At 64.2% G+C, this 14550-nt stretch carries 14 protein-coding genes and 1 pseudogene; 11 read left to right on the top strand and 4 right to left on the bottom strand.

Translation table 11 applies throughout. The features are described 5' to 3' along the window. Positions 1–38 precede the first annotated feature (38 nt). Positions 39–911, top strand: coding sequence for an EamA family transporter (locus ABIE35_RS15460; protein ID WP_502921388.1), 873 nt, complete (start codon positions 39–41; stop codon positions 909–911). 68 nt (positions 912–979) lie between these two features. On the opposite strand, the gene ABIE35_RS15455 is transcribed toward ABIE35_RS15460, so the two are convergent. Further along, positions 980–2035 (bottom strand): NAD(P)-dependent alcohol dehydrogenase, encoded by a 1056-nt coding sequence (locus ABIE35_RS15455; protein ID WP_354516249.1) that lies wholly within the window; start codon positions 2033–2035, stop codon positions 980–982. Between the two features lie 149 nt (positions 2036–2184). On the opposite strand from ABIE35_RS15455, the gene ABIE35_RS15450 reads away from it, so the two are divergent. Further along, positions 2185–2850: a TetR/AcrR family transcriptional regulator gene (locus ABIE35_RS15450; RefSeq protein ID WP_354516247.1), complete on the top strand. Its 666-nt coding sequence runs from the start codon at positions 2185–2187 to the stop codon at positions 2848–2850. Positions 2851–2860: 10 nt separating this feature from the next. After that, positions 2861–4720: a glycoside hydrolase family 15 protein gene (locus ABIE35_RS15445; RefSeq protein ID WP_354516245.1), complete on the top strand. Its 1860-nt coding sequence runs from the start codon at positions 2861–2863 to the stop codon at positions 4718–4720. Here the strand turns inward: ABIE35_RS15445 and ABIE35_RS15440 are convergent. Next, positions 4689–4919: a hypothetical protein gene (locus ABIE35_RS15440; RefSeq protein ID WP_354516243.1), complete on the bottom strand. Its 231-nt coding sequence runs from the start codon at positions 4917–4919 to the stop codon at positions 4689–4691. The two genes, ABIE35_RS15445 and ABIE35_RS15440, sit on opposite strands and share 32 nt — an antisense overlap. A gap of 114 nt (positions 4920–5033) precedes the next feature. Beyond that, positions 5034–5906 carry a DUF2382 domain-containing protein gene (locus ABIE35_RS15435; RefSeq protein ID WP_354516241.1) on the bottom strand — a complete coding sequence of 291 codons (873 nt, stop codon included), beginning with the start codon at positions 5904–5906 and terminating at the stop codon, positions 5034–5036. 386 nt (positions 5907–6292) lie between these two features. On the opposite strand from ABIE35_RS15435, the gene ABIE35_RS15430 reads away from it, so the two are divergent. The 6 genes from ABIE35_RS15430 to ABIE35_RS15405 are packed head-to-tail and all read left to right on the top strand — an operon-like array spanning position 6293 to position 12149. Then, a complete protein-coding gene (locus ABIE35_RS15430) occupies positions 6293–7645 on the top strand; it encodes an MFS transporter (RefSeq protein WP_354516239.1) in 1353 nt (450 codons plus the stop codon). Further along, positions 7645–8673 carry a C-terminal binding protein gene (locus ABIE35_RS15425; RefSeq protein ID WP_354516238.1) on the top strand — a complete coding sequence of 343 codons (1029 nt, stop codon included), beginning with the start codon at positions 7645–7647 and terminating at the stop codon, positions 8671–8673. The genes ABIE35_RS15430 and ABIE35_RS15425 overlap by 1 nt, the downstream gene beginning before the upstream one ends. Beyond that, the gene (locus tag ABIE35_RS15420; protein WP_354516236.1) at positions 8670–9746 is read left to right on the top strand and encodes a zinc-dependent alcohol dehydrogenase; all 1077 of its coding nucleotides are present in this window, start codon (positions 8670–8672) and stop codon (positions 9744–9746) included. Before ABIE35_RS15425 ends, ABIE35_RS15420 begins: the two co-directional genes overlap by 4 nt. Beyond that, positions 9743–10519 carry an SDR family oxidoreductase gene (locus tag ABIE35_RS15415; RefSeq protein WP_354516235.1) on the top strand — a complete coding sequence of 259 codons (777 nt, stop codon included), beginning with the start codon at positions 9743–9745 and terminating at the stop codon, positions 10517–10519. Before ABIE35_RS15420 ends, ABIE35_RS15415 begins: the two co-directional genes overlap by 4 nt. After that, positions 10516–11199, top strand: coding sequence for a bifunctional 4-hydroxy-2-oxoglutarate aldolase/2-dehydro-3-deoxy-phosphogluconate aldolase (locus tag ABIE35_RS15410; RefSeq protein WP_354516233.1), 684 nt, complete (start codon positions 10516–10518; stop codon positions 11197–11199). The genes ABIE35_RS15415 and ABIE35_RS15410 overlap by 4 nt, the downstream gene beginning before the upstream one ends. Continuing rightward, complete coding sequence (locus ABIE35_RS15405) at positions 11196–12149, top strand: sugar kinase (RefSeq protein WP_354516231.1); 954 nt, start codon at positions 11196–11198, stop codon at positions 12147–12149. Before ABIE35_RS15410 ends, ABIE35_RS15405 begins: the two co-directional genes overlap by 4 nt. Before the next feature lie 42 nt (positions 12150–12191). On the opposite strand, the gene ABIE35_RS15400 is transcribed toward ABIE35_RS15405, so the two are convergent. Next, complete coding sequence (locus ABIE35_RS15400) at positions 12192–12962, bottom strand: IclR family transcriptional regulator (RefSeq protein ID WP_354516229.1); 771 nt, start codon at positions 12960–12962, stop codon at positions 12192–12194. A 157-nt stretch (positions 12963–13119) separates the two neighbouring features. On the opposite strand from ABIE35_RS15400, the gene ABIE35_RS15395 reads away from it, so the two are divergent. Together ABIE35_RS15395 and ABIE35_RS15390 are read left to right on the top strand one after the other, a co-directional pair. Beyond that, the gene (locus ABIE35_RS15395) at positions 13120–13743 is read left to right on the top strand and encodes a hypothetical protein (RefSeq protein WP_354516227.1); all 624 of its coding nucleotides are present in this window, start codon (positions 13120–13122) and stop codon (positions 13741–13743) included. A gap of 529 nt (positions 13744–14272) precedes the next feature. Further along, a pseudogene (locus ABIE35_RS15390) lies at positions 14273–14550 on the top strand (HNH endonuclease signature motif containing protein); the annotation flags it as partial.

Below are 14550 nucleotides of genomic sequence, written 5' to 3'. Positions count from 1 at the left end.
GCGGCCCCATTCCGCCCTGGGGCCTTACTGTTGCAGCCATGTTCTCGGTGCAGCTCAGCTCCGCCCTATCGGTGGGGCTCATCGCGGAGGTAGGTGCGGCTGGAACAGCTTGGTTGCGGCTCAGCCTGGGTGCCATCATCTTCCTTGCCATCGCCCGCCCACCCCTGCGATCGGTTCGCCGCCCCGATATCCTGCCGCTCTTGGGTCTCGGGATCGCTACCGGGCTCATGACCATCATGTTCCTCGCTGCCGTGGAGCGGATCCCGTTGGGCACCACGGTAGCCATCGAATTCCTTGGCCCACTGACGGTAGCGGCGATCCGCAGCCATACCCGTCGGGCCTTGGCATGGCCGGTGCTGGCGCTGCTGGGAGTGGTCCTGCTGACCGAACCCTGGCATGGCAGCGTCGACCTCCTGGGAATCATGTTCGCGGCCATCGCCGCCGCCGGGTGGGGTGCCTATATCCTGCTGACGCAGCTGGTCGGCGACCGTTTCACCGGCATCGGAGCGCTCTCGCTGACGGTCCCCATCGCCGCCGCGACGGCCGCCGTCGTCGGCATTCCGCAGGCTGCTGGGCACCTCAACTGGGGCATCCTCGCAGGTGCTTTGGGCGTAGCCATCCTGATGCCGGTTCTGCCGTTCGTGTTGGAGCTGAAAGCCCTGCGCCGGATGACGTCAACGGCTTTCGGCACGCTGATGTCGTTGGAACCTGCCTTCGCCGTTCTCCTGGGACTGCTGGTACTGCACCAGCAACCCACCATCGTCCAATTCGTCGGGATCGCTCTGGTTGTGGTTGCCGGCGCTGCCTCCCAGCGCGGGGGCGACAGGAAACCGCCTCCCCTGGCCGAGCCCGCCACCATGGGACCTGCGTCTGAGCCCTTGTCAGTCAACGGACCCGGCCAAGAGGCGTGACGCACGACGGCGACCTCCCGCCGTCGCGCGTTAGTTGCTTTTTGCTTTTGGTCGTCTACCCGCCCGGCTTAGAGGGTGATGGCGACCTTGCCGCGGACCTTGCCGCCATCGAAGTAGCGCATGGCGTCGGGGACCTGGGCCAGCGGGTAGGTCCGGTCGATGACGGGAGCGATGGTTCCCGCCTCCAGGAGTCCGGCCAGGTACTCAAGATCCGCGGCGTTTTGGGTACCCACGATCATGGTGAGGCGCTGCCGGATGAAGGGCGAGAGGGCCACTGCCCGCAGTTGCCTGTCCATGCTCCCCGTCCACGAGCCTCCCTCCTCGCCGCCGGTGATCACGGCAGTCCCGGACGGGGTGAGGGACCGGCGCAAACGTGTAACCGACGGGTTGCCAGCGATGTCTATGATGACGTCATACTGCTCAGTGCCCTCAAGGAAGTCCTGGGTGGTGTAATCGATCACGTGGTCGGCACCGAGGGCCCTCACCATCGCAACTTTCGCAGCACTGGCCACTCCGGTAACCTCAGCCCCGGCGACTTTGGCGAACTGCACCACATAGCTGCCTACGCCGCCTGAAGCTCCGGTGACCAGGACCTTGAGCCCTTGTGCCGGCTGATCCTGGCTGGGATCGATGCCACCCGAACGCAGGGCGATCAGGGCCGTGCACGCGGACACCGGCACCACCGCGGCCTGCTCGAAGGTGATGTTCGCCGGCTTGTGGGCCAACTGGTTTTCGCGGGCCGCGGCATACTCGGCGAACGTTCCCCTGCCCGAACCGAACACGTGGTCACCCACCGCGAAGCGGGTCACCTTTGCTCCCACCGCTTCAACGGTTCCCGCGAGGTCCAGCCCGGGGACGGGTTTCCGGGGAGCCTTGAATCCATAGACCAAGCGCAGCGCATAGGGCAGGCCGGTGGCTATGTGCCATGTGCCGCGATCCAGCCCGGCCGCCTGGACTTTCACGAGCACTTCGTTCTCCGCGATGACAGGACGCGGGACCCGGGCCTCATGCAGAACGTCGGCGGCGGAACCGTAGCCCTCCTGCACGATGGCACGCATGCTGGGACCCGGCAACGCCCGATCCTTGTGGCGACGCGATTCCTTGGCTTGCTGACCAGTGGTCATGACCGGACCTTTCAGTGCTTGTGCGGTGGGGGCGTGATGTGGGGGCTGGGTGGTGCAGCGTGGGCTTTTATGAGTTTCGTACGCTGTACCAATGACATTACCGTACACTGTACTAAACCGCTAGAGCCCAGCAACCAGTAGGAGTTCCCGTGCCAGCCGCAGCTTCTCAGCGACCCCCGCTGAGCCGGGAGCGGGTCCTTGAATGCGCCGTCACCCTCGCCGACGAGTCCGGAATCGACGCCCTGACCATCCGCACCCTCGCCCACAGCATGGGAACCAAACCCATGTCCCTCTACTACTACGTTGCCAATAAGGACGAGATCCTGGACGGCATCGTGGACATGGTGTTTAGTGAGATCGAACTGCCCGCACCCGAAGGGGACTGGCGCGAGGAGATGCAGCTGAGGGCCAACCGAATGCGTTCGGCACTCAGGCGCCACCCCTGGGCAGTCGGGTTGCTGGAGAGTCGGTCCGCGCCGGGCCCTGCAACCCTCCGGCATCATGAAGCGACGCTCGGAACACTGAGAGCTGCAGGATTCTCCGTGCAGCTCACTGCCCACGCCTACGCCCTTCTGGACAGCTACATTTACGGTTTTGCCGTGCAGGAAGCGGCCCTCCCGTTCGAGGGGCGGGACACCGCAGCCGCGATCACCAGCCCCATCCTGGAGCGCTTCACCACCGGGGAGTATCCCCGGATGGTGGAGATCGCCGTCGAGCATGTCCTTAAACCCGGCTACGACTTTGGCGACGAATTCCAGTTCGGCCTGGACCTTATTCTGGACGGCCTGAGCCGTCTGGTGGGAGACGCGGTCTAGGATCTGATCCATGGCCAGGATTGAGGACTACGCGATCATCGGGGACCTGAACACCGCTGCCTTGGTAGGGCGGAGCGGGTCCATTGACTGGATGTGCCTGCCACGGTTCGACTCCCCCGCCTGCTTCGCGTCACTGCTGCACACGCCCGAAGCCGGTCGCTGGCTTTTAGCACCCGCCGGCACACCCGACGGCGGCAACTGCACCCGACGCCGCTACCGCGAGGACACCCTCATCCTGGAGACAGAGTGGGAAGTGGACGGCGGCAAGGTCCGGGTGATCGACTTCATGCCGGTCCGGGACGACGCCGTGGACTTGGTGCGGATTGTGGAGGGCATCTCCGGCGAGGTCACCATGCAGATGGAGTTGGTCCTGCGCTTCGACTATGGCCGGGTAGTGCCGTGGGTCCGGCACAGCAAGCACGGCATCAGCGCGGTAGCGGGTCCCGACTCGGCCTACCTCACCACGCATGTCCCGCTTGAGGGGCGCGACAAGCGCACGTACAGCGAATTCACGGTCCGCGCGGGTGACCGGGTCCCGTTCGTGCTGCGCTGGGCGCCGAGCCACGAGCGGGAGCCCCGCCGGATCGACCCCTTCCGTGCACTCACTGTCACCGAGTCGTTCTGGCTGGAATGGATCGGCCGCAGCGAAATGGCCGGGAAGTACAAGGAGCCGGTGGAGCGGTCCCTCATTACACTCAAGGCACTGACCTATGCGCCCACTGGAGGCATCGTGGCGGCGGCAACCACGTCGCTGCCCGAGCAGATCGGCGGCCCCAGGAACTGGGACTACCGCTACTGCTGGTTGCGCGACGCTACCCTGACCCTGCAATCACTGCTCGCCGCAGGGTACACGGAGGAGGCCTCCGCATGGCGGGACTGGCTGCTGCGCGCTATCGCCGGCGACCCGTCGGAGCTGCAGATTGTGTACGGGCTCGACGGCGCGCGGAGACTTCCCGAGGCAGACATCCCGTGGCTCTCCGGTTATGAAGGTTCACTGCCCGTCCGCACCGGAAACGCCGCAGCCCCGCAGCTGCAACTGGATGTGTGGGGCGAGGTCCTGGACGGTCTTTCCTTGACCCGGGCCGCCTTCCAGGACGGCACCGTGGACAGTTCCTGGGACATCCAGGTAGCCCTGATGGAGTACCTCGAAGGAGCCTGGGACCAGCCGGACAACGGGCTCTGGGAAATGCGCGGACCGAGGCAGCATTTCACCCATTCCAAGGTCATGGCGTGGGTGGCCGCGGACCGCATGGTCAAAGGCGTCCGGACCTCCGGGCTACCCGGTCCACATGACCGCTGGGCAGCACTCCGCAGCGAAATCCATAACGATGTCATGACCAAAGGGTTCGACGAGGAACTCAACACCTTCGTCCAGTCTTACGGAAGCAAGGAACTGGACGCGAGCTTGCTTCTGGTCCCCCGCGTCGGCTTCCTCCCGCACAGGCATCCACGCGTCGCGGGGACGGTGGAAGCCATCCAAAAAGGACTCACGGATGACGGCTTGGTCCTCCGCTACAGAACCCAGTCCGGGCACGACGGCCTGCCTGGCGACGAAGGGGTCTTCCTTGCCTGTTCGTTCTGGCTGGTGGATGCACTGCTGGGCATCGGCCGCTCCGCTGAGGCAACCGAACTCTTTGAGCGGCTGCTCACCCTGCGCAACGATGTTGGCATGTTGAGCGAAGAGTGGGACCCCCGCGCCCAACGGCAGCTGGGCAACACACCCCAGGCCTTCAGCCATTTCCCCCTCATACACAGCGCGTTACAACTCCACCAGGGAGAAGCGCACAAGAGCGACACCCCGCTGGGTCACCCGAAACATCCGGGGCACTCCAGCGGTTCTACCCTTCGGAATGACCCTCGCCTGCGTTAGCCGGGGTTTCGCCTTTATGGCTCGCTTCTTCCAGGTGGATGTCCAACTTGCGTTCGGCCTCACGCCGCCGCTGGCCGACGGTCCTCAACTGCTGGGTGGTGGGGTCTCCCCTGTCCTCCGGCGCCGTGGCTGATGACGCGGCGTCTGTTTGCGCTGCGTCCGAGCGCGCAGCAGTCCGGTCCTTCTCATGTTCGCCCATAAGGAGATCGTCCCATCGCACGCGCTTTTGCGATAGCGAAATTCGCGATGCGGGGCCCGCTCTGCGCCCATACCCGGGCACTTGGGGCGTAGAGCGGGCCTCACACCATGCGTTTTAGCGGCGGGGGTCGTCCGGGCTGGTTCCCTCGGTTTCGATGCGCTCCTTACGGACTTCTTCGTCCACCCGAACATCCTCGGTCACTGTGTCCTTTTCGAGGCGTACACGCTCCACCGGGACGGTCTCCTTGTCCACCACGGGCCTCTCCTCATGCAGGGTGACCTCGTGCTCGCTCTCCGTCAGGTCGGCACCGGACATGGCATCGACTGCGTTCGCGTCCGTAATGGGCTCCCGCTCCACACGGACTTCCTCGCGCTGCACGGGGACGGTGGTGGTGACGTTCTCAGTGGTGATGTATTTCCTGAGGCGTGCCCGACCAGTGGCTTGCTTCTCCGTGCCGACGTTCAGCCTTTCTTCGGAGCGGGTCATGGCGTCGTCGTTCCTGTCAGCCTCCGGACGATAGGCGCCGCCTGTGTCCATCGCATCCCTGGTACCGAGCGTGTCCTGGGTTCCTACCGGGTCCCGCGTACCCACTGTGCCGGCGAAATGTGCATCGCGATCAGTTGTTGAGTCGGCGCGCAGATCATCGCCGTGACCGCTGAAGCCGCGCTCGCCCTCGAGTCCGTAGTGGTTGTACAGGCGACTCTCTTCGCCCGGATCCAAGTGCCCGTCTTCGGCCACCCGGGGAGCGTCCTTGATGTGGTCCTTGCTGTAGGGAACCACTACGTCGTCGCCTTCCACGGCGGCGTCCTGGAGCGGTACAAATGACTCCGAACTGCCAAAAAGGCCGGTCTTGACGGTGACCCAGGTGGGTTCGCCGGTGTCATCATCGGTGTAAAAAGTGCCGATGGAGCCCACCTTGTCACCTTCAGTGGTACGGACGTGTCCGTTGAGGCCCATCAACCGGTCAATGTTTTCCCTCGCGAGCATGATGTCTCCTTGGAATGCGGTTCTCTTATGTGGTTGCCAAGCGGGCTGCATCACCAGGCATGGTTTCCGAACGCCGGAGCGGGGAAAAGATTCAACCCGGCGGCTTTAAGGAACACCAATACAGTAAGCATGCTTAGCGTTTGCTTGGCAAGGCCCAATGTGGGAACCGCCGGCTGTGGACTGCCGTGCCGGCCGGTGAGAGGACCCGCGGCAGCGGGCTGTGCCGTCGTGCGCCTCTTTTCAACCTTTCCAGAAATCGCTTTCTTCCAGGCTTGGGATGCACTACATTTATCTCCAGTGGTTTTCGGGATGCTATCCCGATAATCGGAATCTAGAGCGAACGTCCTCATCCACGGCTACCAGCCACCACCCGCTTGGAGACAAGATTGACTGAGAACAGCGTTGTTCAGAATGCCGGCCGGCCAGGTACCGGCACCCCGTCCGAGGTGAAAAACGTCCGTCGGGCCGCTTGGGCCGGGCTGATCGGAACTGCCTTGGAGCAGTACGACTTTGTGATCTACGGGACCGCCTCCGCGATCATCTTCAATACGATCTTCTTCCCCAACGTCGACCCTGCGATCGGCATCCTCGCCGCTTTCGGCGCCTACGCCGTCGGCTTCGGCGCCAGGCCCTTGGGCGGACTCTTCTTCTCCAAGTACGGCGACCGCTTGGGACGCAAATGGGTACTGGTGGCCACCCTCTTCCTCATGGGCATTGCCACCTTCGCCATCGGACTCTTGCCTACCTACGAGCAAGCCGGACTGTGGGCGCCGGCTCTCCTGGTGGCCTGCCGATTCCTGCAAGGCTTCGGCGCAGGAGCTGAACAGGCCGGCGGCGTGGTCCTCATCGCGGAAACAGCCCCCAAGGGTCAGCGCGGCAAGTACTCCTCACTGGTGTTCGTCGGGGCAGCCGCGGGGACGGCACTTGGAGCGGTGGTCTGGATCCTGGTGCAGATGATGCCCAAGGAAGCGCTGGAATCCTACGGCTGGCGGCTGGTCTTCTTCTCATCGATCTTCGTGACAATTGCCGCCTATGTCATCCGACGCAAACTTAAGGAGTCCCCGGTCTTCCAGGAGCTCCAGGAAGAAGGCGGCATCGGCAAGCGGGACACCCCTGTGGCAGATGTCGTCAAGAATGGCCGCACCAACCTCTTCCGCGTGTTCTTCATGAACGTCGGCGCCAACGCCCATTCCTACCTCTTCCAGGTGTTCCTGGGCTCCTACCTCATCAGCCAGCTCAAGATCGACGCGACGTTCATTCCCAAGGTCCTGCTGGTTGGCGCCCTGTTCGCCTGCGTGTCCGCCTACGTGTTCGGAAACCTCTCGGACAGGTTCGGCCGGCGCTCCATGTACCTGGTGGTGACCACGTTCCTGTTCATCTTCCCCATCCCGGCCTTCCTGCTGATCAACACGGGCAACCTGTTCCTGATTTCGCTGGTCATTGTCCTGGGCTTCATTTTTGCCGCCCAAGGGTCCGTCGGGGTCCAGGCCGCGTACTTCCCCGAGCTCTTCGGCGCACGCTACCGCTACGCCGGGGTGGCACTCGGCCGCGAATTCTCCTCCGTTTTCGGCGGTGGCATCGCCCCGCTGATCTGCTCCGCACTGGTCACGGCCTTCAGCGGATCCTGGATCCCGGTGGCCATCTACATGATGGCCATCATGGGCATCAGTTTGTTCACCACCATCAAATCCCCGGAGACGGTCGATCGTGACCTTCTCCTTGAAGAGGACGCCAAGTAATGTCAGAACCCATCACCACCTCCGCTAACCCCGCCAACCCCGCCAACCCCACCAAAATTGTCATCACCGATTGCGATCACGATTCCATCGATATCGAACGTGCTGTCGCTGAGGCTGCCGGCGCCGAGCTTGTGTTGGCTCAGTGCCGCACTGAAGAGGAAGTCGTCACTGCAGCGGCCGGGGCGGACGCGATCGTTGTCCAGTACGCGCCCATCACCGCCAAGGTTTTGGACGCGTTGCAGGGGTTGAAAGCGATTGGCCGTTATGGCGTCGGGGTTGACACGCTCGACGTCGGAGCTGCCACCGCGCGCGGCGTCGCCGTTTGTAACGTCCCCGATTACGGTACCGAGGACGTCAGCGACCACGCGATTGCGTTGGCCGTGAGCCTGGCCCGCGGTATCACTCAGCTGGACCGCGGTGTACGCCGTGGCGATTATTCGCTGGGGCCGGTGCAACCGTTGCACCGGATCAGCGGGCGCGTGTTCGGGGTGGTGGGCCTGGGCTTGATCGGTGCGGCCACGGGCCGGAAAGCAAAGGGGCTGGGCTACGAGGTCATCGGTTCGGATCCGCTACTGACCCCCGGCTCTGTTACTGCGGACGGGATCACCGTAGTTGGCTTCGAGGAGCTCATTGCCCGTGCTGACGTGATCTCCCTGCATGTGCCGCTCAACCAGTACACGCATCACCTGATCAACAGCGAGGTACTGGGCAAGGTGAAGCCAGGGGCTGTGCTGGTCAATACCTGCCGCGGTGGGGTGGTGGACACGGATGCGGTGGCGGCGGCCCTGAAGGACGGGCGCCTTCACGCTGCGGGTTTGGATGTCTTCGAAGTCGAACCCCTGCCCAGGACCAGCCCGCTGCTGGGACTGGAGAACGCGGTCCTCACACCCCATGCGGCCTGGTACAGCGAGGAGTCTTACGCGGAGCTCAAGCGGCGCACGGTGGAGAACGTGGTGGAGGTCTGTGCCGGTCGGACGCCCCGCAACATCCTCAACAGCGAAGTGCTGAACGGGAGCGTGCCGGCATGAGCGTCGAAACAGCAGCTGAATCCACGTCGCTGACAATGCGCGCAGCGGTCTGGACGGGTCCGGACACCATTGAGTACCGGACCGTGCCGCTTCCCGAGGTACCGGAGGGCTGGGCCTTGGTCCGGTCTGAGCTCACCGGGATTTGCGGCACGGACTTCTCCATCCTGCACGGAAGCCACCCCCGGGCTGAAGCGCCCGTGGTGATGGGCCATGAAATCACAGGCATCGTGGAAATCGCTGCCGCGGGAGGCCCTGCGGCGGGCACCCGTGTGACGGTGGAGCCCTTGATCCATTGCGGGAAGTGCCACCCCTGCAGGGAGGGGGACACTCATGTTTGTCGCAGCCTGAAGCTGTACGGGATCGACGTCGCAGGGTCCTTGGCGGAGTATGTGGCGTTGCCGGTGGAAACGCTGATTCCCATCACCCCCGAGGTTCCGCTGCAGGAAGCCGCACTGGCTGAGCCGCTGGCCGTGGCAGTACACGCCGTCTCCCGCTCCGGCCTCAAGGGCGGTGAGCGGGTGGTGGTGTTCGGCGCCGGCCCTATCGGCATCCTCACCGCTCTTGTTGCCCGGCATGAAGGTGCCGGCAGCGTGCTGATTTCCGAGCCCTCCGAGGAACGCCGCAAGGTGGCTGAGGAGCTCGGCTTCGACACTGTTGCTTCGGGTGCCGACCCGGTACACACGATCCTGGGGGCAACGGGCAGGGACGGCGCGGACATCGTGTTCGATTCGGCCGCCCACCCCTCCGTGGCGGCACTGCTGCCGAAGGCAGTTCGCGTCCTGGGCACCATCGTGCTGGTGGGTGTCTACAAGAAGCCGGTCGAGGTGGATTTGCAGGCCCTGACCTTCGCGGAAAACACGGTGGTGGGCGTCCGCGTCTACACGCGGGCCGATGTCGAACGGGCCGTCAAGCTCATCGAGGGCGGCGAGCTTGGGCTCGGACGGATCCCTGTGGAGGTCTTCCCACTCGAAGACACCGCGGCCGCGTTCACCAAGGCCATGACCGCTGGAGCGGTCCTGAAAGTATTCGTTGGGCCGGCTACGGCAGCCGTCCCCGGCAAGGGAGAAGCATGACAGACACAGCAGCGGCGCCGCGCGCGCCTTTTGACCTGACAGGGTCGACGGCGGCCATCACCGGAGCTTCCCGCGGCATCGGCTTGGGTATTGCCCTGGGCCTGATCCGGGCGGGCGCGAACCTTGTTGCGCTGCAACGTGGTCCACTCGCTCCGGAACTGGCCCAGGCTGCGGCCCAGGCAGGCGTTACTGCCAAGGCCGTGGCTGTTGATCTGTCGAGCCAGGACTCGGTGGCCCACGCGATCGAATCGACCCTGGCAACGCACAGGATCGACATTCTGGTCAACAATGCCGGTACGCAGATCCGCCATAACTCCGTGGAGTTCCCGCTGGAGGACTTCGATGCGGTCATGAACATCAACACCCGGGCAGTGTTCCAGCTCTGCCAGGGCTTCGGTAAGGCCATGGTGGAGCGCGGAAACGGCAAAATCATCAATCTGGCCTCATTGCTGAGCTTCCAAGGCGGGTTGCGGGTTCCGGCCTACGCAGCGTCCAAGGGAGCGGTGGCCCAACTGACCAAAGCCCTGTGCAACGAATGGGCCCCGCAAGGCGTCAACGTCAACGCCGTGGCCCCGGGGTACATAGCCACGGACATGAACCAGGCCCTGCTGGCCGACTCCGTCCGGCATGAGCAGATCTCCAGCCGTATCCCCGCCGCCCGGTGGGGATCAGGCCACGACCTCGCCGGTGCGGTGGTGTTCCTGGCTTCCCCTGCCGCAGATTACGTGCACGGCGTTGTCCTTCCGGTCGACGGCGGGTGGCTGGCCCGATGAACAGCACCCAACCAGCGGGCAACCCGCACCGGCCTGCCCCTTCAGCGGTCCTGGCAGCGAATCCTGTGGTGGCGGTCATGCGGGCACACCACGCCCGCGAGTACGCCCCCGTGATTGAGGCCCTGGTGCGCGGAGGCGTCCGTTCCATCGAGTTGACCCTCAGCACCCAAGGAGTCTTCGAGGAACTGCCTCGACTCAAGGAACGCTTCGGCCCGGACGCTGAGATCGGCGTCGGAACCATCACCACCATGGACCAAGCCCTGCAGGCCCTCGACGGCGGAGCGGACTATCTGGTCACCCCGGCGATGGTTACCGCAGTGGTGAGTGCCGCCGTCGTCCGTGACATCCCGGTGTTTCCGGGCGGGCTGACGCCTACCGAACTGCTGGCCGGCTGGAACGCGGGTGCCACGGCGGTGAAGCTCTTCCCCGCCTCGGCCGTGGGCATTGGGTACGTCGACCAACTCCGCGGGCCGTTCCCGGAGATGCGGATTGTGCCCTCCGGAGGCATCGGGATCGACGACGCACCGGCGTGGATTGCGGCCGGCGCCCTGGCCGTCAGCCTCGGCGGGCCTCTGCTGCGCGATGCTTTCTCAGGCGGAAGCCTGACGGAGCTGACCGCGCGGGCATCGAAGCTCAGCCACCTTGTAGCCGACGCCGTGGAAGCGCGGGCAGCCAAGTGACTACCTACACCGACGTAGTGACCATGGGCGAAACCATGGCGCTCATGAGAGCCGAGACACCCGGGCCCTTGGCCCATGCCGGCTCGTTGGGGCTGGGCATGGGCGGGGCCGAGACCAACGTCGCCATCGCATTGAAGCGCCTGGGCACCAGCGTGACCTGGCTCGGACGCGTGGGGCAGGACAGCCTCGGCGATTTGGTGCTCCGCGAGGTGTCTGCCGAAGGAGTCGCAACCATGGGGATTCGTGATCCTGGGGCACCCACAGGCCTGATGATCAAGGAACGCCGCACCTTGGAACACCTCAAGGTCTGGTACTACCGTTCAGGCAGTGCCGGCTCGAGATTGGCTCCGGAGGACATCCCGACGGACACCATCCGGAATGCGAAGCTCCTGCACCTGACCGGAATCACGCCCGCCCTTTCCACATCAGCGTGTGAAGCCGCGCTGTACGCGGTCTCCGTGGCGCGGGAAGCCGGGGTGACCGTCTCCTTCGACCTGAACTACCGCGCTGCGCTGTGGACAGAGGGCCAGGCCGGGCCGGTCTTCCGCACGTTCATTGAACTGGCAGACCTTGTTTTCGCCGGCGACGACGAGGCGGGCATCGCAGTGGGCAGCGGGCCGGACTCCCTCGAACTCGCACGCAAGATCGCAGCAATGGGACCACAGCAGGTAGTCATCAAGAACGGCCCGCTCGGTTGCGTCGGTGTGATCGACGGCGCCGAATACCGTCAAGACGCGGTACGCATCAACGCCGTGGACACTGTCGGTGCCGGAGACGCATTTGTGGCCGGGTACATCTCCGACCTCCTTGCCGGAGCCTCCGTGGAAGACCGGCTACGCACCGCGGTGAGGACAGGAGCCTTCGCATGCCTGGTGCCCGGCGACTGGGAAGGCATGCCGCGACGCGGTGAGTTGGGTTTGCTGGATTCTTCGGAACCCGTGGCGCGGTAGCGTGGATCTGGTCCGGTTCTTCCCTGCGCGGATCAACGGGCGCTAAATCCAGGCCCTTTCGAATCCCGGCGGCAGGCAACTGGTGAGCTCCGGCTGGAACTTCTGCAGCAACGCCACGAGGGATTGGATGCGCTCGGGATTCATGTGGACACTGGGGGCTGAGACTGAAACGGCGGCAGCCATGGCCCCGCTCAAGTCAGGTATCCCGATGGCAAGGCACGTGATTCCGAGTTCGTTCTCCTGGTTGTCCATGGCATAGCCGTTGTGCTTGGCCTCATGCAGCGCGGCCAGGAATTCTTCGGCCGTCCTGATGGAGAGCGGCGTTGGCGTGATGGTGTGGTTGAAGGCCGTGATCGCCTCGGCGTCGCTTTTCTCGGCCAGCAGCACTTTGCCCAAGGCCGTGGTCTGGGCCTTCCGGCGAACGCCCGGATATGAAGTCATCTCGAAGCCTCGGTGGCCGCGGGCCTTGGCCAGATAGACCACTTCATCGCCGGACAAAATCCCCAGATGGGTCGCGTCCAGGGTGATACGGGCAATATCGGACAGGACTTGCTGCACGGCCCCCGGCAAATCGATGCTGGTTTGAGCTTGCGTGCCCAACTCCAGGAGTTTCACGCCCAGGTGGTAACTCCGGTCCTCCGACTGGCTCAGATACTTGGCTCCCACCAAGGAGGTCAGCATACGGTGGGTGGCCGATCGGCTGAGCCCTGCGGCTTTGGTGATGTCCTCAAGCCGGTGATTGCCAGCCGCTACGCAGTCAATCAGGCTGAGCCCGCGTTCGAGTGTCCGGGCTCCGGCGGTAGTGGCTTCCATATCTCCGATTCTCCCACGAAACAGCAACCCGTCCCTATATGCGGAAAGTCTTAAGGGTTCGTGGGCAATGGAAATTTAGTAAGCATCCTTGCTTTCTTGTTGGAGGTGGTGTTTTGCTTGGTTTACCAAGGTTCAGGCAACCGGATCAGGAGCTGACATGGTTGATGGATATGACTCGGGATCAAGCACTCCCAAAGCCCGCAGGGACGAGGTCGTCCGGGCGGAAAAGGACCGTTTTGGCGGCATTAAATGGGGCTCAGCATTCTTTGGCTGGCTAACGGCCATCGGGATGACCGTCCTTCTCAGCGCCTTGGCTACGGCCATCGGGGTTGGCGTAAGAGCGGCGAACCCTTCCGGCGCCGAACAGGCAGCGGATCAGGCCCGGCAGAACGCAGAAACCCTGGGGATCGTCGGTGGAATCGTGCTGGCGGTGGTGCTGTTTCTGGCCTACTACTGTGGCGGCTACGTTGCTGGGCGCATGGCACGCTTCGACGGTGCGAAGCAAGGGCTTGCTGTGTGGTTGTGGGGCATCATTGTCGCCATCCTCGTGGCGATCCTCGCTGCATTGGCAGGCAACCAGTTCAACATCCTCGACGATCTCAACGGTGCACCCCAGATACCCCTCGACGGAAGCCTGATGACCGCCAGCGGCATCATTGGCCTCGTCATCGCCTTGATCGTCCCCCTTCTCGGCGCAATCCTCGGAGGAAAGGCCGGCATGCGTTTCCACCGGAAGGTCGACCAAGCGGGCATCGATCACCAAACCGGAGTCGCCGGATAAGAGCCTTCTAACGGTGGCCTGCAGCTACTGCAGGAGCCTTCGAGGGGAGTTTTCCACATAGCGCAGATGAGGGCTTATAGCTGTCAAGCCATCCTGACAGGCTTGGTTTATGGATGGCATAGGGCAGATCGTGGCGCGGCGGGCAGGTTTGTCCGGCGCCAGTGACGTCCCCCCTCACATGTCATCCCTCTCTCTGGACTTGCCTCCCGGACCCGCCGTCCGCACGTGCCCGACGCCGGCAGTCGGCGATGCTGTTACCGACCGGAATTCCGGGCTGCTTCCTCGACTCGATTCGTTGCCCGCTCCCGGTGAACCTCTGCCTGAGGCATTGCTGGAGGCGGCGGTGTCCGCGGGCTCGCGCGAAGACCGGGGATCTGCGCCCCCAAAGGTGCCTGAGGCGTGGCCCAAACCCGGGGCATCCGCGCCAGAGGCGCCACGAAGGGCGGCGCTGTCCGCGGGCTCGAAATCCGCGCCAGGGGAAGGTCGGGGTCCGTTGTCCGCCGAGCCGTCATTACCTGACGCCCCTTCATTGGAAGCGGCGCTATTTGAGGGTGCCGCCGCAGCCGACGCGTTGCGATCGATAGCCGCCGGTGAGGCGCGGCTGTTTGGGTTTGTTGAAGCGGCTGATTTTGCCGGCAAGGTCGAGGAGATCGCCCGGTCGGTGGAGTACTTGCAGGTTGTCGCGGCGCAGGCTGTGGAACGGACCCGGACTGAAGCACTACAGGCCGGTCCGGGGTCCTCGGCAGCAGCACCGCAATGGCGGACCGGCTGGACGGAACCGGAGCCAGGCACCGACACCGCTGCAGC

Source organism: Paenarthrobacter sp. 4246, assembly GCF_040546855.1.
Classification (GTDB): Bacteria; Actinomycetota; Actinomycetes; order Actinomycetales; family Micrococcaceae; genus Arthrobacter.
Note: the sequence above shows the minus strand (reverse complement) of the source record. Positions and strands in the feature narration are given on the sequence as shown.

What these genes read in the sequence shown, in the direction of transcription:
- ABIE35_RS15460 (WP_502921388.1), top strand. Translation starts at nt 39, where the DNA reads ATGTTCTCGGTGCAGCTCAGCTCCGCCCTATCGGTGGGGCTCATCGCG.
- ABIE35_RS15455 (WP_354516249.1), bottom strand. Translation starts at nt 2,035, where the DNA reads ATGACCACTGGTCAGCAAGCCAAGGAATCGCGTCGCCACAAGGATCGG.
- ABIE35_RS15445 (WP_354516245.1), top strand. Translation starts at nt 2,861, where the DNA reads ATGGCCAGGATTGAGGACTACGCGATCATCGGGGACCTGAACACCGCT.
- ABIE35_RS15440 (WP_354516243.1), bottom strand. Translation starts at nt 4,919, where the DNA reads ATGGGCGAACATGAGAAGGACCGGACTGCTGCGCGCTCGGACGCAGCG.
- ABIE35_RS15435 (WP_354516241.1), bottom strand. Translation starts at nt 5,906, where the DNA reads ATGCTCGCGAGGGAAAACATTGACCGGTTGATGGGCCTCAACGGACAC.
- ABIE35_RS15425 (WP_354516238.1), top strand. Translation starts at nt 7,645, where the DNA reads ATGTCAGAACCCATCACCACCTCCGCTAACCCCGCCAACCCCGCCAAC.
- ABIE35_RS15420 (WP_354516236.1), top strand. Translation starts at nt 8,670, where the DNA reads ATGAGCGTCGAAACAGCAGCTGAATCCACGTCGCTGACAATGCGCGCA.
- ABIE35_RS15415 (WP_354516235.1), top strand. Translation starts at nt 9,743, where the DNA reads ATGACAGACACAGCAGCGGCGCCGCGCGCGCCTTTTGACCTGACAGGG.
- ABIE35_RS15410 (WP_354516233.1), top strand. Translation starts at nt 10,516, where the DNA reads ATGAACAGCACCCAACCAGCGGGCAACCCGCACCGGCCTGCCCCTTCA.
- ABIE35_RS15400 (WP_354516229.1), bottom strand. Translation starts at nt 12,962, where the DNA reads ATGGAAGCCACTACCGCCGGAGCCCGGACACTCGAACGCGGGCTCAGC.
- ABIE35_RS15395 (WP_354516227.1), top strand. Translation starts at nt 13,120, where the DNA reads ATGGTTGATGGATATGACTCGGGATCAAGCACTCCCAAAGCCCGCAGG.